Below are 21,656 nucleotides of genomic sequence, written 5' to 3' on the forward strand. Positions count from 1 at the left end.
TCGGGGCGGAGCTGTGGTCCTCGGTGTGGATCCAGTCGCGGACGTTGCGGCCGTCGCCGTAGAGCTTGGGGCGCCCGCCGTCGATGAGGTTCGTGACCTGCCTGGGGATGAACTTCTCCACGTGCTGGTAGGGGCCGTAGTTGTTGGAGCAGTTGGAGATGGTGGCCGCAAGTCCGAAGGTGCGGGCCCAGGCGCGCACGAGCATGTCCGAGGCCGCCTTGGTGGAGCTGTAGGGCGAGCTCGGGCGGTACGGAGTCTCCTCGGTGAAGCAGGCCGGGTCGTCGAGCTCCGGGTCGCCGTAGACCTCGTCGGTGGAGACGTGGTGGTAGCGCACGCCGTATTTGCGGCAGGCCTCGATCAGCGTGTAGGTGCCCCGCACGTTCGTCTCCAGGAACGGCGAGGGGTCGGCGATGGAGTTGTCGTTGTGGGACTCGGCGGCGTAGTGGACCACGGCGTCCGTCTCGGACACGAGGCGGTCGACCAGCGCGGCGTCACAGATGTCGCCCACGACGAGCTCGACGCGGCTCGAGGGCCAAAACAAAGCGTACGACGGGCGCAAAATCAAACCCCGAGCACACTTGAAATAGGAGTATCTCCTGCTCGCCAAAACCAACTCCTTCATTAGAACCCACAACCTCGGTGTTCTTGCCGAGAAGGTCAATAACGCATATAGCCCGCTACCGGCGTATTGCGATTGGATTGTCGATTTCTGCACGTTATACCAAAAGTGCGTTGAGGAGGTACACATCCCTCCGGAAGAACTTGTCCTTCATGTGGCCGAAGACCTGCTCCATGGCGCCGTTGTCGATGCAGTTACCCTTCCGGGGCATGCTCTGCTCAATTCTCAATGACCACGGCACTCAGGAAGCGGTGGTCATTCGGACCACATCTTAGTGAACATCAACAGTGACTACACCGTCAGCTATGAGCCTTTTGAGACGATATCTAACATCACCCCATCTATATCGGACTATCTCTGTGGTATCGATATAGATGTCAGAGTTCCAGATATAGTTCGATATAGATATTGAGCCCCACTACTGGGGGCTCAGGACGTAATGGGCGTCCGGACCGCGTTTTGCCGACTTAAGCTCTCCAGCCTTGACTAACTTCCGAATTTCATAGTAAGCAACATCGGGATTAACGTGAAGGAGCTCCGCCACATCCTGCTTGGTCACACGCCCCTGTTCCCGCGCCAGTCTTAAAATGAGTTCTGGATAGCGGATCGAATCGATGTCCGCCTGACGTACATACTCCTTAACTCTTCCCGTGCGCTTATATACTTTTGAGCTCATACGGTATTCCCTATGCGCCGCCGAGCCAACTGCCTCAACCAGACCAGACTCGACCAGCAGCTCTACCGTCTGGATGAGTTGAGCCTTTCGAACGTCAACATGCTCTGTCAGCACCTCAATCGTAGCTCGACGCAGGCGCTTGAGCGCATCGAGGACAAGCAGGGTCTGCAGGGAAAGCGGCGCAGATCTCTTCTCCGACTCTTCCGCAATGAGCTTGATGAATTCCTGGTCCGGCTTGCTGCGCGCAATAAACAGGCTGACGCCCGTCGAACCGGATTCGGAATAATCCGGGAGAGGCCTGCCCGAAAGCAGGGAGCCTTCATAGATTCGGTCGATCCCTCGCCCGGTTCGCTCTGCGAGGCCGATGCGCTTAAGGGCGTCCATGAGACTCGGATTTCTTCCATGGGGATCGGCGGTGAGAAGGTTATCGATCGATATGCCTTCGATAAAACCGCCCGGATTCGAAATGGTTAAACCCGTGTCGTCAATCAGAACGCGGACCCTACCCAACATCGAGTAATCCCTGTGCCCGAATGCGTTTACAAGCGCCTCGCGAATTGCGCGGCCGTTAAACGTTTCAATCGGATCGCTGAACAACCCCAAAGATACTTCGGTGACGGGATTCCACGGTATGATCGCCTCGGAGACCTGCTCGATAGTGCGGAGCAGGGGGCCTTTATAGGTAAGGTTTACCCTCACATTCGTGCCCTCCAGCACCTGAAGGGTCGCCTCGGAAGTGGGGACGGCCTTGGCAAGAACATCTTCGCGGCCGATCATCAACAGTCCCGTCAAAGTTGGAATTGTTTGGTCTCCAACGGCTGCGACAAACCCCAACGCCCTCTCAAGATCCTCATCGTCGAGCTCTAGAAGCGATTTATCGCTGTTATTGTATTTCCGCACAACATTACGAAGTTTTTCCATCGCCAACGGATCAAAATCTTCACGCGTAGTATCTGGGACGGGCTGGGCGGAGTAATCCAAGCGACCAAGGTCGGAGAGGCGGGTCGATATCTCGTACGGATACATTGGTATGCTCTCAGGTTCGCCGTTGGCCTTGAGACGCCGGCGCAGGATACGTCCCTGGGCGGAAGCGATGACGCTCGTGGAACGCGGAACCTCTATTCGAGTAATGTACTTTTCGTCTTCCACAAGGACGACCGTTCGCACGGAGACAGAAGGCACTGTCTTGTTCGCAATCATGGCGCTCATCTGCAACGGGTCTCGATGTTGAGGCTGAGCACCGGTGAGCGTTCCGTCGTCCTCGACACCAATGTACAGCTCCCCTCCATCGGTGTTGGAGAGGGCAACCACCTCATCTACGATGACATTTTCGGAGATGGTCTTACGATCGCTCTTAAATTCTACGATTAAAGATTCGCGCTGCGGGACACTCATATCCAACTCCTTATATCTGAATCTGTATCAGATTATATCTGTAATCAGATATATATATCAATAGTATAGATATAGTTTGATATATCGCCTCACGACGGGGCATATTCCAGCAATTAATTCCAAATTCCTCGGGAACGGCTTTTTTCAATATCGTGAGACTAGAATGCCCTTTCAAAGACCTAACATGCACGCAATATGAATGGAGACGGCATGACTTGTGATCGACTCATAGAGTTAGCAGTTCAAATCATAAGCGCGATAGCAACTGCCGCAGCGGTCATAGTCGCACTCCGAGACTCTCATCGCGCAAGAAATGTACACGATGAAGATATGCGGCGGCGCCAAGCGGAAGGCGTCTCGTGCTGGCTTGAGGATCTCGGGCCCGACGACCACCCATGCGACAGCGCTTTCCTATACATGCGGACTGTCTTGTCAAACAAAAGTGAATCTCCGGTTTACAACGTCGTCATAACTTGTGTTGGAATCCAGGGAAACGGCCCTAAACCTAACGGTGAACTCGCCGGCCCTGATTATGAATGTCGTTCTTACATATCCGTTCTTCCTCCGGGTTCCTGGTCCACTCTTTTGCCAACTCACGGGCGCGGAATGGGAATTGTTCTTGGCTCAGAGATTGCTTTTACCGACGCCCGTGGCACATCGTGGATCCGTAGGGCGAACGGCCACCTCGAAACAATAGACACCTCTCCGATTAATTTCTATGGGATAAGCCTTCCAATACCATGGGAGACATGCGATCTCGATATATCCGACACCCTGATACACGGTCGGAGATGGGTGTAAATGTTATAGACATTGGCTCTCCAGGGGACTGGATAATTGACAATCTTGAAGTGCCGCTGAGGATTAGGACGAATGGCATCGCAAATCGACACGGATGAAGAGGTCGCTCCATGCCTAATCAACCCACGAAATGAGACGCCCCCATGGACCGGCTGTCATTTGGGTCCACGGGGGCATCGTCAAACCAATGGAAGTCTCAGGCGAGACAGGCCCTTTCGGAAGACGCCAGAGAGGCCCGCCGTATTGACGCGGGCGGTCCTACTGCCCCTGAGATTTGTACCTGGCCTCGGTGGCCTCCTTGGCGGGGCGCCACCAGGCCTCGTTGTCGCGGTACCAGCGGATCGTCCCCGCGAGGCCCGCGGCGAAGTCGGTGTTCCTCGGCTCCCAGCCGAGCTCGCGGCGAAGCTTGGCCGCGTCGATGGCGTAGCGGCGGTCGTGGCCGGGGCGGTCGCGCACCCAGTCGAAGTCGTCCTCGGGGCGGCCGAAGGCCTTCACTTACTCCTCGAGCAGGTCCTCCAGCGCCTCGTCACCAGAGCCGATGTCAACATGGTCGTCATCGGCCGGGGCTTCCATCGCGCCGGCGGCCAGCGGGTCGAGCGACTCCTGGCCCTCGGCAACGGCCGGAACCTTGGCCTTCTTCTTGGCACTCGTCATACGAGCCACAGCGGTGACGCGGTCGCCATCTCCCACGCTCATCATCTTCACACCCTGGGTCGCGCGACCGGTCTGGCTGATCTCGTCGGTCTTGACTCGAATGACCGTCGCGCCTTCCGTCACGATGAACAGCTCGTGCTGCGGGCCCACCGCCTTCATGGCCGCGAGATTACCCTTACGCTCGGTCATTTGGATGGTGTAGACGCCCTGGCCGCCGCGATTCTGCTCCGGGTAGTCCGCAACCGGCGTGCGTTTGCCGTAGCCGCGCTCGGTAATGACGAACAGATCGCCGTTGCCGTTAGTGACTTCCATGCCCAGAACGCTCACGCCGTCCTTCATACCGATACCGCGAACGCCGCTGGTGTCGCGGCCGGTGGCGCGCACCTGCTCCTCGGAGAACATAATCGCCTTGCCCGCAGTGGTGGCCAGGATGATCTTGTCACCCTCGCGCACGCGGCGCACGTTCAGCAGCGCGTCGTCGTCACGCAGGTTGATAGCGATCAGGCCATCGCGGCGGCTGCGGTCATATGCGCTCATCACGGTCTTCTTGACCATGCCGCTCTTGGTGGCAAACATCAGGTACTCGTCGGCCGGGAACTCGCGGCAGCTGATGACGCTCGCGATCTTCTCGCCCTCCTCAAACGGAAGCAGGTTGACGATCGCGGTGCCGCGGGCCTGGCGGGTGCCCACGGGCAGCTCATGCACCTTGAGGCGGTACACCTTGCCGCGCGTCGAGAAGAACAGCACGTATTCATGGGTGCTGGCGATGAACATCTCGTCGATGACGTCGTCTTCCTTGAGGCTCACGCCGGAGACGCCCTTGCCGCCGCGCTTCTGGGCGCGGTAGGCGGCCACCGGGATGCGCTTCACGTAGCCGGTGTGGGTGATGGTCACGACCATGTCCTCGTCGGCGATGAGGTCCTCGACGTCGAGGTCCTTCTCGGCGTGGGTGATCTCGGTGCGGCGCTTGTCGCCAAACTTGCGGGCGATCTCGCGCATCTCCTCCTTGATCACGCCGAGGATCTTCTCCTCGTGCGCAAGCAGATCCTCGTAGTAGGCGATGGCGCGGCGTAGGCCGTCGAGCTCTTCCTCGATCTTGTCGCGCTCCAGGCCGGTGAGGCGGCGGAGCTTCATCTCAAGGATGGCCGTGGTCTGCTCGGGCGTAAACCCAAAGCGCTCGATCAGGCGGCTGCTGGCCTCGGAGTCGGTCTGCGAGGAGCGGATGATGCTAATGACCTCGTCGATATGGTCAAGGGCCATCAGGTAGCCCTCGAGGATATGCGCGCGGGCCTGGGCCTTCTTAAGGTCGAAGCGGGTGCGGCGGGTGACGACGTCGACCTGGTGGTCGATGTAGTGCTGCAGCATCTCGCGCAGGCTCAGGCATTTGGGCACGCCGTTGACAAGCGCCAGGTTGTTGGCGCCGAAGGTCGTCTGCAGCGAGGTGTACTTATACAGGTTGTTGAGCACGACCTGCGGAATGACGCCCTTCTTGAGCTCGATGACCAGACGGATGCCCTTCTGGTTGGACTCATCGCGCATGTCCGAGATGCCCTCGATGCGCTTGTCGTTGACGAGCTGGGCGATCTTCTCCTGCAGGGTGCCCTTGTTGACCATGTAGGGAATCTCGGTAAAGACCAGGCGGCTGCGGCCGGTCTTGGTGGACTCCACATGTGCCTTGGCACGCACGGTAATGGAGCCGCGGCCGGTCTCGTAGCTCTGCTTAATGCCGGCGCTGCCCATGATGATGGCGCCGGTGGGGAAGTCCGGACCGGGCATGATCTGCATGAGATCGTCGACGGTGGCGTCGGGGTTGTCGATCAGGTAGCAGGTGGCCTCGATCGCCTCGGCGAGGTTATGCGGGGCGATGTTGGTGGCCATGCCGACGGCGATGCCCTGGCTGCCGTTGACCAGCAGGTTGGGGAAGCGCGCAGGCAGCGCCTGGGGCTCGGCGAGCGATTCGTCGTAGTTGGGCTGCCAGTCGACGGTATCCTTCTGCAGGTCGCGCAGAAGCTCCATGGCGGGCTTTGCCAGGCGGCTCTCGGTGTAACGCATGGCCGCCGCGCCGTCGCCATCGATGTTGCCGAAGTTGCCGTGGCCGTCGATGAGCGGCGTGCGCATGGAGAACCACTGCGCCAGGCGAACCATGGCCTCGTAGACCGCGGAATCGCCGTGCGGGTGGTACTTACCGATAACTTCGCCGACCGTCCACGCCGACTTCTTGTGCGGGCGGTTGGGGTAGATGCCGCTCTCGTTCATCGCGTACAGGATGCGGCGGTGCACCGGCTTTAAGCCGTCGCGCACGTCCGGCAGGGCGCGCGCCGTGATGACCGACATCGAATACTCGATAAACGACTGCTTCATCTCGCGACCGAACTCCGAAATCTGGAGCTGGCCGCCGTTGATATCCTCGCCGGCCGAGGCGCCACGGTCGACTTCGCCAAAGCTCTCCTCGAGCTCGGCGTCGTCGTCCTCTTCCTCCTCATCATCGGCATCGGGGTTATAGGCGTCCGGATCGCCGTCCTCGCCCTGCTCAGCACGGGCAAGCAGGCGCTTCAGATCGTCGGGCATACCGGCATCGCCGGCCTCGCCCATACCCTCGTTATTGTTGATATCGTCTGCCACGTTACCTCCTCATGGTTTGCGTGGTCCATTAATCATCCTGCCACGGAGACGGGTTTTCCAGGTGCCGCAGATTCGCTCGAAAGAGGAGGGAAGCGTACTTGGGTACGCGACCGACGATTGAGGGCGAAGGTGCGGTGGCTGGGAAAGCCGAGCAGGTTACGCATCTAAGAATCGTGCATCATGGGCGTGCTTCTCAATGTACTCGCGGCGATAGCCGACCTCGGAACCCATCAGCTCGCGCACGGCGCGGTCTGCCACCACGGCGTCCTCGATCGACACGCGCTGCAGAATGCGGGTCTTGGGGTCCATCGTCGTCGAGGCAAGCTGCTTGGGGTCCATCTCGCCCAGGCCCTTGTAGCGCTGGACGGTATAGCCCTTGCGCTTCTTGGTGATCTTGCCATCCTTGGCCTTGCCGTCCTCGTCGTTGTCGTCGGGGTTCAGGCCCAGACTCTGGATGGTGTCGCGTAGGATCTCGTCTTCGGGCTGGCGGCCGTTGGGATACACGTAGTGGATCTTGTTGCGCACCTTAATGCCAAAGATGGGCGGGCAGGCAACATAGACGTAGCCGGCATCGATCAGCGGACGCATGTACTTGTAGAAGAATGTCAGCAGCAGGATGCGGATATGCGCACCGTCGACGTCTGCATCGGTCATGATGATGATCTTGTGGTAACGCGCCTTAGCAATATCGAAGTCGCCGCCGTCGCCGGCACTCGTCGTAACGCCGCAGCCGATCGCGGTAATCAGCGACTGGATGGTGTCACTCGAGAACGCGCGATGGTCGCCCACGCGTTCGACGTTCAAAATCTTGCCGCGCAGGGGCAGAATCGCCTGGATGTCTCGGCGACGGCCGTCCTTGGCCGAGCCGCCTGCCGAGTCGCCCTCTACGATAAAGAGCTCGGTCAGCTCGGCATCGCGCACCGAGCAGTCAGCGAGCTTACCGGGCAGGGACGCCGTCTCGAGCAGGCTCTTGCGACGCGTCGCCTCGCGCGCCTTGCGGGCGGCATTGCGGGCCTTGCAGGCCTGCTGGGCCTTCTTGACGATCTCGCGGGCAGGCTTAGGGTGCTCCTCGAGGTAATCGGCGAGGCCGTCGGTCACGATCTTGAGCGTCAGCGCACGCATATAGGAGCTGCCGAGCTTGGCCTTGGTCTGGCCCTCAAACTGCGGGTCGGGCAGCTTGACCGAGATAACGGCCGAAAGGCCCTCGCGCACATCGTCGCCGGTCAGGTTGGCGTCCTTTTCCTTGAGCAGATTCTGCTTGCGCGCGTAATCGTTGATCACGCGGGTAAGCGCGGTGCGGAAGCCCTCAAGGTGCATGCCGCCCTCGGGGGTGTAGATATCGTTGGCAAACGACATGACGTTCTCGCCGTAGCCGCTATTCCACTGCAGGGAAACCTCGACCTCGCCCATCTTGGCCACAGGCGCGTCCGGGTCCGATTTGCCCTCGATGTAGATGGGCTCCTTAAAGGCCTCGGGGACGTCCTTGCCCTCGTTGAGGAACTTGACGAAGTCGATGATGCCGCCCTCGTAGCAAAACTCCTCCACGTGGGGAGTCGCCTCGCGCTCGTCGGTCAGCACGATCTTGAGGTTCTTATTGAGGAACGCCGTCTCCTGCAGACGGTTGTGCAGCGTATCGAAATCGTAGATGCAGGTCTCGAAGATCTCGTCGTCGGGCCAGAAGGTGACGGTGGTGCCCGTCGAATCCGAGGTGTCCACGACCTCCATCTTCTTGACGGTCTTGCCGCGCGAGAACTCCATCTCGTAGGTGTTGCCATCGCGGCGAACCTGAACGACCACGCGCTTGGACAGTGCGTTGACGACGGAGATGCCCACGCCGTGCAGGCCGCCCGAGACCTTATAGGCCGAGTTATCGAACTTACCGCCGGCGTGCAGGATCGTCATGACGACCTCGAGCGTCGGGATCTTTTTAACAGGGTGCTCGTCGACGGGAATGCCGCGCCCGTTGTCGACGACCGTGATGGAGTTGTCGGCGTGGACCGTCACCTGGATCTCGGTGCAGAAACCGGCCATGGCCTCGTCGACGGAGTTGTCAACGATCTCCCACACCAGGTGATGCAGACCGCTGGCACTCGTCGAACCGATATACATGCCCGGGCGCTTACGAACGGCCTCGAGACCTTCGAGAATCTTAATCTCGCCGCCATCGTAATCGTTTTCGTTTGCCACACGTCCTCCTTCAGTCAAGAAAATGTGTACAGCCTTACTAGTTTATCGTAAAAAAATACCCTCGGGAACGAGGGTATTTGGCTCTACAAGGCCACCAGATGCGATTTAAGGCTCTTTTTTGCTTTGCACGCCCTTGGCCCACTCGGCACTGGCTCTCATGGCGTTCTCGAGGGCCTCGCGCAGTTTTTGGTCTTCGATGGGCGCCACTTGGCGCTTGATCTCGGTGCGCTCGCCCTCACTTAGGTCGGCGTGCGGGGCCGGCGGGCGCTCGGTCGTCGCCGGGCGCAGGCGCTCCTTGGCGGCGGGCGGCGTGTGACCGGGTGCGGTGGTTTTGAACACCAGGCCGTCCACATGCGCACCGGCGCGTTCCATGCGCGCGCGGATGATCTCGCGCAACAGCGTCATTTCCTGCGTCCACGAGGGCGAGTCGAGATACACCAGCAGCTCATTGGACTCGGGCAGGTAGCGCAGCCCCGTCACATGCCGCCCCTCGCGCGTGCCCGAGCACACCGCGTTCCACGCGCGATAGACCGCGCGCGACTCCTCGGCAGCCTCCATCTGCGCACGGCGCTTAGGCGTCGCCGACGCCAGGATGCGCTGGCGCTCTGCGTTCAAAAAGCCACTGAAGGCGACCGTCTCGCTCTCGCGCTCGTAATTAGCACGTCTCACCCATGCTCACCACCTTGGCTCGATCAAGCAGGTCATCGGTAAAGTACCCAAGGTTGGTCGTGGTTATGACCGTCTGGATATCATCGCCGATCAGCCGCAGGAAAGCGCCACGACGCTCGCCGTCGAGCTCGCTCATCACGTCGTCCAAAAGCAGCAGTGGGGCGGTGCCCAGGACATCGCGAGCCACGGCCACCTCGGCCACCTTCCAGGACAGCACCAGCGTTCGCTGCTGTCCTTGGCTGGCAAATGAACGGGCGGAGCGACCCGCCACGGTAAACTCGATCTCGTCGCGATGCGGTCCCACCAGCGTCACGCCGCGGCGAATTTCCTCGTCGGCGTGCTCATCAAGGGAGGCCAGCATGCGCTCGTACGCCCAGCCCTTCAGCTCTTCGCGATTCTCGACCTGGGGCAAATCCCCCAGCGTGGACGCATAGGTCACGTTGGCGGCCTCGCCGGACGCCACTTGCCCGTAGGCAGTGTGCACATGGCCCGCCAGCCGGTCGAGCAGGGCCAACCGGTGCACGAGCAGAGCCGAGCCCGCGCGGGCAATCGAATCGTTCCACGCGCCGAGCATCTCGCGGCAGCACCAGGTTTCCTTGAGCAAGGCGTTACGTTGGGTCACGCAGCGCCCATAGGTGCTCGCAAGATCGGCATAGCGTGCGCTCAGCTGCATGCCAAAGTCATCGAGGGCGGCGCGGCGCACACTGGCGCCCCGCTTAACCATGTCCAGATGGTCGGGGCAAAACAGCACGCTCGGCAGAACCCCGCGCACACCGGCGGCAGAGCATCTCTTGCCGTTGCGGCTAAACGAGCGCTTACCGTCCTCCGCGCTCAATCCCATATCAAGCACGCGGCCGTCGCCCTCGAGTCTCAGCTCGACCTTGCACGAGCCTACGCCGTCATGGACGAGCTCGGCTGCGGTCGGATGCCTAAACGAGGCGCCGCTCGTCAGCAGCTGCAGCGCCTCTATGAGATTGGTCTTTCCCGCCGCGTTGGGTCCCGCAAGTATCGTCACGCCTTCGTCCAGGGCAAGGCGATAGCTATCGAAACTGCGGTAGTGCGCGACGGAAAGATCGCGGGCGAATATGGTCATGGCGCAGCGCTAGATGCGGACCGGCATGACTAGGTACAGGTAGTTGATCTTGTCGTAGGACTTGAAGATGCCCGCCTGCGAGTAGCTCTTGAGCTCCAGTGTGATCTCCTTCTCCTTGGACAGGGCATTGAGGCAGCCGAAGATGTAGTGGTAGTTGAAGGCGATAGTACCCGACTCGCCCTCGGCCTCGACATCGATCGTCTCCTGCGCAAGGTCCTGGTCATTGGAAATGGAGGACAAGCCCATCTGCCCGTTCTCGACATCGATCTCGAACTTGACGGCGGGGTTGGCGCTCGCGATAACGGCCACGCGCTTGAGAGCGGCGTTAAAGGCGGCGACGTCGATCTTGACGCTTGTCGCGCACGAATCGGGGATGAGCTGCTTGTAGTTGGGGTACACGCCCTCGATGCGGCGCGACACGTAGGTGGTGTTGCCGGCCTCGAAGACGACCTGGGTGTCGGTAGCCCCGATCATGATGGTCGCCTGGCTGGCCATGATGTTCAGTGCGTCGTTAAAGGCGTCCGCCGGAACGTTGAGCTCAAAGGAGCCCTCGAGGGTCGAGGTCTCGACCTGCGTATCGCACACGGCCAAGCGGAAGGAATCGGTCGCCACCAGGCGCACGGTGTTGTTCTCGACCTTCATGTGCACGCCGCCCAGGATGGGGCGGGCTTTGTCGGTCGAGGTGACGCGCCACACGCGGCCGACCATCTCGGACAAGATATCGGTCGGCAGCTCCACGGCACTCTCGATGGCATAGGCCGGAAACTCGGGGAAGTCATTGGCATCGAGCGTGTTCAGGCGGAACGAGCTCTTCTCGCAACCAATCAGCACCTGGCGCTCGGACAGCTCAAAGGTGACCGGGGCATCGGGGAGAGTTTTGGTGATATTGGAGAGCATCTTACAGGGGATAACCATCTCGCCCTCTTCTTCGACATGCGCCGCGATGCGATGACGGATCGAGATGGTGTAGTTAGAGGTCTGGAATTCCAAGATGCCGTCTTGCGCCTTAACGAGCACGCCCGACAGGATGGGAAGGGTGGATGCCGAAGCGACACCCTTCATAACGACGCCGATGGCTTGTGTAAGCGAGCTCTGACTGACGGTGAACTTCATCTTTTAATACCTTTCTATAGATATAAATATCTTAATAATAGTAATAGCACTGACGAAACTGTTGATTACTCCCAAAGACGCAGGTCAGACCCAAAAAGAGAATCGACAGCAACCTGTGTGCAACGGGGGTGGTTTTCCACATTCAAAACCTGCGCAAAACTTTTCATCACCGCGGGTTGGGTTTTAGACACCTTATGCCCGTGGTTTCGACAAGTTTTCAACAGGTGTCTCTATTTCCCTACGAGCGCAGTGTAATTTTATCGCGCAGCGACTTGAGGTCTTCGGTGACGGTGCGGTCTTCCTGGATCATCTTCTGGACCTTTTTGTAGCTTGTGCTGACGGTCGAGTGGTTGCGGTTGCCAAATTCGGCGCCCACTGCCGTGGTTGTCATCTCGCACATCTCGATTGCCAGATAGATGGCAATGTGGCGTGCTTTGGCGATGTTGGCGTTGCGCCGCGGGCCGATGAGTTCCTCGTGCGTCACGCCGTACTGCTCTTCGATGACGGACTGAACCGTTTGCACGTTGATCTTTTTGGCCGATGTGTCGAAGTACTGGCTGGCGATGGCGTCGATATCATCAAAGGTGAGCTCCCCGCCCTCGCGCTCGCGGTCGCCCGCCTCGCCGGCGCAGCGCTCGCAGAAGCTCTCGAGTTCGCGGATGTTGGTGCCCGAGACCTCGGCCATGTGTTTAAAGTGCTCATCGGTCAGGTGCCCGCCGTCGCCCCCATAGGCCGCCAGCAGCGAGTCGTCGCCTGCCTCGGGAGCGGCGACGATGGTGTTCTCGTAATAGCGCTGCAAGATCTTGTATTTCATCTCGTAGCTGGGCTCTGCGACCAGGCAGAGCATGCCGGCGTTGAAGCGGCTGGTCAGACGCTCGTCCATGCTCAGGTCCTTGGGGGCGCGGTCTGCCGCGATGACGACCTTCTTGTTGTTGCGGATGAACTCGTCCATGAGCTGGAAAAAGTAGTCCACGCTCGCGCGCTTGCCGATGATGTTTTGGATGTCATCGATGATGAGCACGTCCACGCCGTGGTACGCCTGCATGATGGGGGCGTTGCTCTTCTTTTGGCGGTCGAACTCGGTCATCAGGTCGTCCAGATATGCCTGGGAGTTGGCATACTTGACCTTGATCTCGGGCGACTTCTCGGCGAGCTCGTTTTTGATGGCAAGCAGCAGATGCGTTTTGCCCAGGCCCGATTTGCCGTAGATGAACAGCGATGTGCACGTGCCGTGCTCGTCCGCGAGGGCGGCAAACTTGAGTGCCGAGCGATAGGCATGGCTGTTCTCGGGGCCGTAGACAAAGTTCTCAAAGGTAAATTTTGAGTTCGCGGCGAGTGGGGCTCCATCCGTATTCTGCTCGGCCGGCACGGTCGGTGCTGGCATGGGCGAAGCGGGGGTCGCAGCTTGCGTGGATTTAGTCGGCGCTCCGCCCTTCATCTGGTTCATCATGCGACGAAAATCATCGGCCGAGAGCGTGTTCTTGATTGCAATGCCCGAATCGGCGCCCGCCGCTGCGTCGTGAGCGATGGGCATGTGCGTGACGGGTGCGTTCGTTGACGTCGCCGCCGCGGTCGGCAACGGTGCCATGGTTTCACGGGAAACATCGCCGTGCTGGTGCTCGATTGTCGGCGCGTCGCCTGCGGAGGCCGGCGCCGCCGGGGAAGCAGCGGGAGCCGTGGCGGGCGCCGTCGCGGCAGCGGATTCTGTCGCGGCGCCTTGCGGTGCCACGATGTCGAGCGCAATCGGTGCAAAGGCGATTTCTTCCAGATAGGCCTCAATAGTCGACTGATGCTTTTTGAGCTGCGCGATGGCAAAGCGCGAGGGCGCCTCGATCGTGAGCGTATTTTCGGTCAGGCTTATGGCGCGCGATTGCCCCAGCATATTGATGAGGCGTGCATCTTGGCCGTCGCGCTGGCAAAAGGCGATGGCATCCCCCAGGATGATGCTTGCTTCCTCGTCCACTGTCTCTCCCGTTCTTTAGCTCTGAGCTCGCACGCGAGCGGCGCCGAGTTCGGTCAGATGGTATTTCTGGCCATGCTTGATGATCAAGCCGGCCTGCGCCAAGTCATTGAGCGTGCGTGACCAAGTGGGGGCCGAGTTTCCAAACGCCCTCGCCAGATCGGTTGCGCCGCACGCTTGATTTTGCGCCAGATAGCCCAGCGCGGCGTTGCCGCGATCGCTTACGAACACGTCCGGTTGTGGCTGCGCATACTGATTTGCTGCATTAGGATACATCATTTGAGCTGCTGGTTGTTGAGAACTCTGCACCGGCGGCATTTGCTGTTGAAAACTTTGGGGCCACTGTTGGTAAGGCTGCGGAGGCATCTGCTGGGCCCAGGGGTTGTACTGCTGCTGCGGCATCTGCTGGTACGGCTGCTGATATCCCTGCTGGTACTGCTGCGGGAACTGCTGGCCATACCCCAGCGGCGGCATCTGCTGCGTTGCCATGGGCTGCTGCGCAAAAGCTCCCGGCAGGGGATATGTGGGCTGCTCCGTCTCGGGCCGCACGGCAGCACCGCGTCCGCCGGCACGCTCGATTTCCTGCACGCGCTTGGGGTCCAGACTTACCGTAACCACGGTGCCGCTGCCCATGTTGTCCTCGATGGACACGGCGCCGCCGGCATTTTCCAGGTATTCCTGCACCATGGGAAACCCAGCCCCAGTCCCGCGAATGTATCGCTTCATGTTGCTGTTTGCGCTGGTCACGCCAAAGTCGAACGCGCGCTCCTTGTCATCGATGCCCGGTCCTTGGTCTGCAAAGCGGATAGTGTCGCCGCCGTCCAGGATCGAGATGATGGGCTCGGCAAAGTGGGCGTGGATAAAGTTTTCGACAATCTCGCGGATGACCATGAGCGAGATATGGCCACCTTGTTCTTTCATGCACTGGTAGACGGTGTTGGTCGTCTCTTCCAAATACGTGCGGACATCTTGCGGATCTATGACGATCACACGCGGCGTCGACAGCATATCGTCATAGACCGCTATGCGTGCGGCGTACATGGCTTTTGGCGCCTGCGTGGTCGTCTGCTCGCCTTCGTCGCGCTCTTCGCGCACGCCGGTGATGTGCTCGTTGTCGGGTGCCGGGTCTCCGGAATCGACCATGGTGTAAAAGTCGTCAGACATGCCGCTCGCAATCTTTCAATAGGTTTCGAACAAATAGTAGCTCACCGTGCAATGTTTCTCATCTTTCGACAAACTTTCAAAACCTGTTGAAAACTTTGGAAAACGGACGAAAAGTTCTCAACATTGCCAACATGACCTGTTGAAAACTCGATGAAATATCGTGAAAAGTTGCCACGCACCGCTAAATCGAGCTCGGCTTATGGGGGAACCGTGTGAACTGCGCAACCTTTTACCTTTGATTTCTTGACATTTGAACATTGATTTCCCTACAATCTTCAAGCTCACGTGTCTATATCTGCGTCCGCGCCCCCGCGGACACTCGAAATGCAGCAGGAGGAACTTAAGATGAAGCGTACGTATCAGCCTAATAAGCGTAAGCGTGCCAAGACCCATGGCTTCCGTGCCCGTATGGCCACCAAGGGCGGTCGTGCCGTGCTCGCCCGTCGCCGCGCCAAGGGCCGCAAGCGTCTCACTGTCTAGCAGCGATACACACATCTCGCATGAAGACTATTAAGTCTCGGCAAGATTTCGAGCATGTGTTCAGTCAGGGGCGTCGTTTCAATCACCCTCTGATTCGAATGACCATATGTGAATCGGTTGGCGAAGGCGACTCCGGAAGGGTCGCCTTCGTTGGTGCTAAACGGCTCGGTTGCGCAGTCGTGCGCAACCGTTCTAAGCGTGTGATGCGCGAGGCCGCCCACAGCTGCGGATTTCCCGTTGCGGGTTATGACATCATCTTGTTCGCAACTCCCAAGACGAGGGATTCCTCGCCGCAGGAGATGGACAAGGCATTGCGTTCGCTTATGAAACGCGCCGGCGTTGCCGGGGAGGAGCGATGAGCAATCACGTTTTGCGACGTGTTGCCATCGCTCCTATTCGCATATATCAACAGGTTATTTCGCCCTTATTGCCTGACGCCTGCATTTATTACCCAACGTGCTCGCAATACGCCATTCAGGCGATTGAGAAGTACGGTGTTTTGAGAGGCTGCTGGCTTGCCGTGAGGCGCATCGCTCGCTGCAATCCCCTGCACGTCGGCGGTTATGACCCTGTGCCCTAGCGGGCACTCGCTATCGGAGGAAAACTTACATGTGGGATTGGATCGTTAACATCCTTTTCGAGCTGCTCAAGCTCATCCAGACCTTTGCGGTCGACTGGGGCCTGTCCATCATCATCCTGGTGGTCATCATCCGTCTGCTGCTGACGCCGCTTATGCTCAAGTCGACCAAGTCGACGGCTCGCATGCAGGTGCTGCAGCCCAAGATGCTCGAGATCCAGGAGCGCTATGCCGACGATCCCCAGCGTCAGGCCGAGGAGATGCAGAAGTTCTACAGCGAGAACAAGTTCAACCCCATGGCTGGTTGTCTGCCGCTGTTGATCCAGATGCCTGTCCTGTTCGCCCTATTTACGCTGCTGCGTAACCTGCCGGACTACTTTAACGACGGCACGTTCTCGTTCTTTAATATTCTGCCCGACTTGACCACCACGCCGAGCGCCTCTTTTGCCGATGGCTTTATGGTCGCACTGCCTGCGTTGATCTGCCTGATCCTCTTTGCCGTCCTGACCTTGATTCCGCAGCTCTATATGTCGCGCAATCAGACCGGCCAGCAGGCGCAGAGCATGCGTATGATGGCCGTTGTCATGACGGTCATGATGCTTTGGATGGGCTGGAGCCTGCCCGTCGGCGTTCTGCTGTACTACGATGTGTCTTCTGCCTGGCAGGTTATCCAGCAGATCTTCGTGACGCAGAAGGTTATCGACAAGGCTAAGGCCGATGAGGAGGAGCGTCTTAAGAACGCTCCGCTGCAGGTCGAGGTCACTCGTCGCGAGAAGAAGCCGCGCCCGCACAAGAAGAAGTAGTGGGACAGTAATCTTATTTAGGTACCTAACTTTTGGAGTACGTTATGTCTGAAGAGATCATCGAGGATATGCTTGAGGAGGTTGCCCCGCAGGTCGCGGGCGATTATCCCGAGATTGCACAGCGCTACAAGGCTGGTGAAGAGCTGACAGACGAGGAGCTCGACACCATTGCCGATGTCGCGATTTCCATCCTGCGTTCCATCCTTTCGCACTTCGATGCCGCCAACTCTCCTATCGATGAGTATGAGGGCGACGAGGGTGAGCTGATTTTGGATGTAACGGCTCCGGATCTTGCTGTTCTCATTGGGCGTCACGGACGTACCCTCGATGCCCTTCAGGTTATGTTCTCGCTGCTGGTGAGCCGCAAGCTTGGCTTTAGGTATCCGGTCGTCGTGGACGTCGAGGGTTATAAGAGCCGCCGACAGGACAAGGTTGCTTCCATGGCGCAGTCCGCTGCCGAGCGCGCCATTCGCACTCATAAGAGTGTTTCCTTGCCGCCCATGAATGCCTATGAGCGTCGACTGGTTCACATTGCCCTTCGCGGCAACGATGCCGTTGACACTCATTCCGAGGGCTCTGATCCCGATCGCCATGTTGTGATTGTTGCTCGATAATCTACTCGAGCTTATGCTTAGGGGACGTGGTTTCCACGTCCCCTTTTTTTGTCAAAAGTTCTCGATACACTGATTTTTGTCAGAAAGGAGCTTTCGTTGTTAGTACTTACTGATCAGCAAGCTGACGAGATGTTGAGTCGTCTAACTTCCTATTGCAATGAGTATTCCTTGAGCGTAACTGATGTTGAGCTGAGGAAATGTATTCAGCATTTGGATTTAGTTCTGGAAACAAATAAGACAACGAATCTTACCCGCATCCTTAACGTAGAAGATGCTGCGATACTTCATATCCTCGACTCACTAGTTTTGCTCCCCTATATCAATAAGGCTCCTGAGGGGGCTTTGCTCGATATGGGAACAGGTGCCGGCTTCCCTGGCATTCCTTTAACCATAACTACGCATCGTAAAGCTACTTATATTGACTCTGTTGGCAAGAAGGTTGATGCCGTTAATTCTTTTGTTCATGCTCTTGGATTGAAACATGCTCATGCGATTCATTATCGTCTTGAAGAATATGCTCGAAGCCATAAGAAGAAGTTCTCTGTCGTAACCGCACGCGCACTGGCCCCTCTACCGATTCTTGTTGAGTATGCGGCTCCGTATCTCAAGGATGGAGGTTTATTTGTTATCACCAAGGGCAATCCGACGGATGAGGAGCTTGCTTCCGGGATATCAGCAGCTAAGATCTGCGGCTTCACTTTGCTTCTGAATGATGCAATCGATTTGCCTGAGGGCTTGGGCCACAGGGAGTTTATTGTTCTTAAGAAGAGTCATCCGGCATCCGTTTCATTGCCTCGTGCAAATGGCATGGCTAAGAAGAATCCGCTTGCCTAGATGTTTCACGTGAAACATAATGTTTATTAACAACTTGCAGTGTTTCACGTGAAACATGGCGGTTGATATCGATTCGGAATGTTTCACGTGAAACATCCTCCGTTTGACAGCTTTAATACACACCAGGAGGGACCGTGGGATTTCGCGACGTTAAGCGTTCTAAGAGCGCAAAAGACACGCGTATCATTGCAATCATCAATCAAAAAGGCGGGGTTGGTAAGTCAACGACGGCTGTAAACCTTGCGGCAGCATTGGGTGAGCAGGGTCGTAAGACACTGATTGTTGATTTTGATCCGCAGGGAAATAGCACCAGTGGATTTGGAATTGAAAAAGAAGACCTTGATCACTGCATCTACGATGCATTGTTGAATGATGTGCCGGCAGAATCGCTTGTTCTTGATACAAATTGCAAAAAGGTATTCGTAATTCCTGCTACAATTCAGCTTGCAGGCGCCGAAATTGAGCTCGTAAGCGCAATTGCTCGTGAAACCCGCCTCAAAGATTTGCTTGAGCCGATTCAGGATGAGTTCGATTTCATTTTTATTGATTGTCCTCCATCGCTCGGCCTGCTTACTATTAACGCCTTGACTGCAGCAGATAGCGTATTGATTCCGATCCAGTGCGAGTATTACGCACTCGAGGGTGTTACGAAGCTGCTTGAGTCAATGAAGATGGTTAAATCACGTCTGAACAAGGGCTTAGACACCTATGGCGTGCTTATGACTATGTATGACTCGCGTACTTCTCTGTCGAATCAGGTTGTTGAGGAAGTTCAATCGTACTTTGGTGATAAGGCGTTTAAGACACTGATTCCCCGTACGGTTAAAATCTCCGAAGCTCCGTCTTTTGGAGAGCCGGTAATTACCTATGCGCCACAAAATAAGGGTGCAAAAGCATATATGAACCTTGCAAAAGAGGTGATCAAGCGTGCCTAGTGCAAAGAAACGTGGCGGATTGGGACGTGGACTCAATGCTTTGGTCTCAGAGGCCGAATATGAGACCGGTGGTTCGGCTGCATCTGCTTCAAATGCTGCATCTGAAACAAAACTACCTATTGAGGATATCGTTCCCAACCCAAATCAGCCACGAATTCACTTTAACGAAACTGAACTTCGCGAGTTGAGCGAGTCAATCCAAGAACATGGTGTTTTGCAGCCGCTTTTGGTTCGCAAGCATGGAAACGGCTATGAGATCATCGCTGGTGAGCGGCGTTACCAGGCGTCAAAGCTTGCTGGTCTTGAGGAGCTGCCTGTCATCATTAAAGAAGTTAATGATGAAGAGATGCTGGCTCTTGCACTTATCGAAAACCTTCAGCGTTCTGATCTGAATCCCGTCGAAGAGGCTAAGGGGTATCGCCAGCTCATTGATGCCAGCGGTATGACCCAGGAGGCATTGTCAAAGGCGGTAAGCAAGTCACGCTCCGCAATTACAAACTCACTGCGCCTTCTCGATCTCCCCGAAGTTGTTCAGCAGATGATTTTTGAGGGCAAACTTACAGCTGGTCATGCACGTGCTATTCTTGCAGTACCCTATGAAGATGCTCGAATTCGACTTGCAGAGAAGGTTGTTGCAGAGGGCCTTTCCGTTAGAGCGACAGAAAATCTTGCTCCGTTGTTTTCTGCCGGAGAGACACCTAAGACACCGCGGCCTGCAACGCCTCAGTCTTTTAAAAAGGCTGCCCGCGTACTTCGTCAGGTATTTAATACCAATGTACGTGTGAAGAGCTCACGTGGAAAGAATAAGATCGAGATTGAGTTTAAAGACGAGGAAGACCTCTCTCGTATTCTTGGTGAAATGATTCAGTTTGATCAAGGAGACCAAGATGAGGAATAAGATTTTAACTGCGATTGCATTGGCGACGACTGTCGCGGCTGGTGCCTTTGCTGGCTATAAGATTGCGACAGACGATGAGCTCCGAGGTCGTTTGCTTCGTGGTGCGCAAGATATCGTTGATACGTCCAAGAAGAAAATGGATGTTATGACAGAAGATGTTGCCATGCGTACTGCTCAGGTAACGAAGAATCCCAAAATTAATCAAGGTTGGGTTAGCAATCAATGGGAAAATGTAGGCTATTAGGTACCTAACAATTACCCAGCACTTTTTGATGGGTCCTTGTCTGATTCACACGACAAGGACCCCTTATTTTGGCTGTTATTAATGGGACCAGTAGCAGCTGATTTATAATCGAAGTCAATAAATGAAGCAGCCCCGGTTGCATATCCTGCAACCGGGGCTGCTCGATGTTTCACATGAAACGTTTTGGGGTGTGACTCCCCTATGCGTTCTTTTGAACTTTGAAGCGCTGCTTCAGCTGTCCGCAGGCGGCATCAATATCATTGCCGCGAGAATTACGGATTGTGGTCTCGATGCCACGAGACTCAAGGCGGCGCTGAAGATCCTCAACCTTATGAATCGGCGACGGCTTGAGCGGGCTGCCCTCGATGTCGTTAAGCTGAATCAAGTTAACGTGGCACAGCGTTCCCTCGCAGAAGTCGCAGAGCGCCTGCATCTCGGGATTCGTATCGTTGACGCCTTCAATCATGGCATACTCATAGGTCGGGCGGCGGCCAGTCTTCTCGGTGTAGAGCTGAAGCGCCTCGTGAAGGCGAAGCAGCGTGTACTTCTTAACACCTGGCATGAGTTTATTGCGCGTTGACTGGATGGCGGAATGAAGGGAAACGGCAAGCGTGAACTGTTCGGGTATGTCGGCAAATTTGCGAATATCAGGAATAACGCCGCTGGTAGAGACGGTGAGGTGACGGGCGCCGATACCGATGCCATCGGGGTCGTTGAGGATACGCAGTGCCTTGAGAACCTCGTCGTAGTTGGCAAACGGCTCGCCCTGGCCCATGAAGACAACGCTCGTGGCACGCTCGCCAAAGTCGTTGGATACATGAAGTACCTGGTCGACGATCTCTTGAGCGGTCAGAGAGCGCTTGAGGCCGTTGAGGCCAGTAGCGCAAAAGGCGCAGCCCATGCCACAGCCTGCCTGGGTGGAAACGCAGACGGAAAGCTTATTACGACGGGGCATGCCGACGGTCTCGACGGAAATGCCGTCGTGGTACTCGAGCAGATACTTGCGAGAGCCATCTTTGGAAACCTGCTTGGTGAGTTCAGTCGGCGTGTCAAAGGCGAAAGCGCCTTTAAGCTGCTCGCGGAAAGCCTTAGGAAGGTTGGTCATATCGTCAAACGAACAAACGTTCTTCTCAAAGACCCATTCGATGAGCTGCTTTGCGCGGAAGGCGGGCTGGCCGAGTTCGGCCACGAGCTCGCGAATATCGTTTTGGCTCAAGTCGCGAATGTCCTGAGATTTAGTCCTGGGATTCATGGAAGCCTTTCGATTTTGGGGAAACGTAGAGTGTATCGCTACAATATGGTATCAGCTGCAGAAATT

General features: G+C 57.1%; 18 protein-coding genes and 2 pseudogenes. 9 read left to right on the forward strand and 11 right to left on the reverse strand.

Annotation, left to right across the window (positions count from 1 at the left end; translation table 11 throughout):
* Positions 1-3: 3 nt before the first annotated feature.
* The 10 genes and pseudogenes from DW732_RS01735 to DW732_RS01780 all read right to left on the reverse strand — a co-directional run.
* A pseudogene (locus DW732_RS01735) lies at positions 4-514 on the reverse strand (dTDP-glucose 4,6-dehydratase); the annotation flags it as partial.
* Positions 515-1,037: 523 nt separating this feature from the next.
* Positions 1,038-2,690, reverse strand: a complete 1,653-nt coding sequence (locus DW732_RS01740; protein ID WP_118098350.1) for an RNA-binding domain-containing protein — start codon at positions 2,688-2,690, stop codon at positions 1,038-1,040.
* A gap of 1,059 nt (positions 2,691-3,749) precedes the next feature.
* Positions 3,750-3,974, reverse strand: a pseudogene (locus DW732_RS01745) (dTDP-glucose 4,6-dehydratase); the annotation flags it as partial.
* 12 nt (positions 3,975-3,986) lie between these two features.
* Positions 3,987-6,737 carry a DNA gyrase subunit A gene (gene gyrA, locus DW732_RS01750; protein WP_199569692.1) on the reverse strand — a complete coding sequence of 917 codons (2,751 nt, stop codon included), beginning with the start codon at positions 6,735-6,737 and terminating at the stop codon, positions 3,987-3,989.
* Between the two features lie 186 nt (positions 6,738-6,923).
* A complete protein-coding gene (gyrB, locus tag DW732_RS01755) occupies positions 6,924-8,954 on the reverse strand; it encodes a DNA topoisomerase (ATP-hydrolyzing) subunit B (protein ID WP_118098354.1) in 2,031 nt (676 codons plus the stop codon).
* Between the two features lie 105 nt (positions 8,955-9,059).
* The gene (locus tag DW732_RS01760) at positions 9,060-9,623 is read right to left on the reverse strand and encodes a DciA family protein (protein ID WP_118098355.1); all 564 of its coding nucleotides are present in this window, start codon (positions 9,621-9,623) and stop codon (positions 9,060-9,062) included.
* On the reverse strand, positions 9,610-10,716 hold the full coding sequence (locus DW732_RS01765; protein WP_118098357.1) for a DNA replication/repair protein RecF: 1,107 nt from the start codon (positions 10,714-10,716) through the stop codon (positions 9,610-9,612). Before DW732_RS01765 ends, DW732_RS01760 begins: the two co-directional genes overlap by 14 nt.
* Positions 10,717-10,725: 9 nt before the next feature.
* Positions 10,726-11,829, reverse strand: coding sequence for a DNA polymerase III subunit beta (gene dnaN, locus DW732_RS01770; RefSeq protein WP_118098359.1), 1,104 nt, complete (start codon positions 11,827-11,829; stop codon positions 10,726-10,728).
* Positions 11,830-12,067: 238 nt separating this feature from the next.
* A complete protein-coding gene (locus DW732_RS01775) occupies positions 12,068-13,792 on the reverse strand; it encodes a DnaA ATPase domain-containing protein (RefSeq protein WP_118098361.1) in 1,725 nt (574 codons plus the stop codon).
* A gap of 15 nt (positions 13,793-13,807) precedes the next feature.
* A complete protein-coding gene (locus DW732_RS01780) occupies positions 13,808-14,953 on the reverse strand; it encodes an ATP-binding protein (RefSeq protein ID WP_118098363.1) in 1,146 nt (381 codons plus the stop codon).
* Between the two features lie 345 nt (positions 14,954-15,298).
* On the opposite strand from DW732_RS01780, the gene rpmH reads away from it, so the two are divergent.
* The 9 genes from rpmH to DW732_RS01825 all read left to right on the forward strand — a co-directional run bounded on the left by rpmH (position 15,299) and on the right by DW732_RS01825 (position 20,338).
* Complete coding sequence (gene rpmH / locus DW732_RS01785) at positions 15,299-15,433, forward strand: 50S ribosomal protein L34 (RefSeq protein ID WP_019127408.1); 135 nt, start codon at positions 15,299-15,301, stop codon at positions 15,431-15,433.
* 20 nt (positions 15,434-15,453) lie between these two features.
* Positions 15,454-15,792, forward strand: a complete 339-nt coding sequence (gene rnpA, locus DW732_RS01790) for a ribonuclease P protein component (RefSeq protein ID WP_117763255.1) — start codon at positions 15,454-15,456, stop codon at positions 15,790-15,792.
* A complete protein-coding gene (yidD, locus tag DW732_RS01795) occupies positions 15,789-16,013 on the forward strand; it encodes a membrane protein insertion efficiency factor YidD (RefSeq protein ID WP_117584026.1) in 225 nt (74 codons plus the stop codon). Before rnpA ends, yidD begins: the two co-directional genes overlap by 4 nt.
* Positions 16,014-16,042: 29 nt before the next feature.
* Positions 16,043-16,813, forward strand: coding sequence for a YidC/Oxa1 family membrane protein insertase (locus DW732_RS01800; RefSeq protein WP_117734818.1), 771 nt, complete (start codon positions 16,043-16,045; stop codon positions 16,811-16,813).
* Between the two features lie 44 nt (positions 16,814-16,857).
* Positions 16,858-17,427, forward strand: a complete 570-nt coding sequence (locus DW732_RS01805; RefSeq protein WP_022093802.1) for a R3H domain-containing nucleic acid-binding protein — start codon at positions 16,858-16,860, stop codon at positions 17,425-17,427.
* A 168-nt stretch (positions 17,428-17,595) separates the two neighbouring features.
* Positions 17,596-18,261 (forward strand): 16S rRNA (guanine(527)-N(7))-methyltransferase RsmG, encoded by a 666-nt coding sequence (gene rsmG / locus DW732_RS01810; protein WP_233539323.1) that lies wholly within the window; start codon positions 17,596-17,598, stop codon positions 18,259-18,261.
* Positions 18,262-18,395: 134 nt separating this feature from the next.
* Complete coding sequence (locus DW732_RS01815; protein WP_022093800.1) at positions 18,396-19,196, forward strand: ParA family protein; 801 nt, start codon at positions 18,396-18,398, stop codon at positions 19,194-19,196.
* Positions 19,189-20,094, forward strand: coding sequence for a ParB/RepB/Spo0J family partition protein (locus DW732_RS01820; RefSeq protein ID WP_199569686.1), 906 nt, complete (start codon positions 19,189-19,191; stop codon positions 20,092-20,094). Before DW732_RS01815 ends, DW732_RS01820 begins: the two co-directional genes overlap by 8 nt.
* On the forward strand, positions 20,084-20,338 hold the full coding sequence (locus tag DW732_RS01825) for a hypothetical protein (RefSeq protein WP_022093798.1): 255 nt from the start codon (positions 20,084-20,086) through the stop codon (positions 20,336-20,338). The genes DW732_RS01820 and DW732_RS01825 overlap by 11 nt, the downstream gene beginning before the upstream one ends.
* A 199-nt stretch (positions 20,339-20,537) precedes the next feature.
* On the opposite strand, the gene rlmN is transcribed toward DW732_RS01825, so the two are convergent.
* On the reverse strand, positions 20,538-21,590 hold the full coding sequence (rlmN, locus tag DW732_RS01830) for a 23S rRNA (adenine(2503)-C(2))-methyltransferase RlmN (RefSeq protein WP_117794613.1): 1,053 nt from the start codon (positions 21,588-21,590) through the stop codon (positions 20,538-20,540).
* Positions 21,591-21,656: the final 66 nt, after the last annotated feature.

The organism is Collinsella sp. AM28-11LB (genome assembly GCF_003469895.1).
Classification (GTDB): Bacteria; Actinomycetota; Coriobacteriia; order Coriobacteriales; family Coriobacteriaceae; genus Collinsella.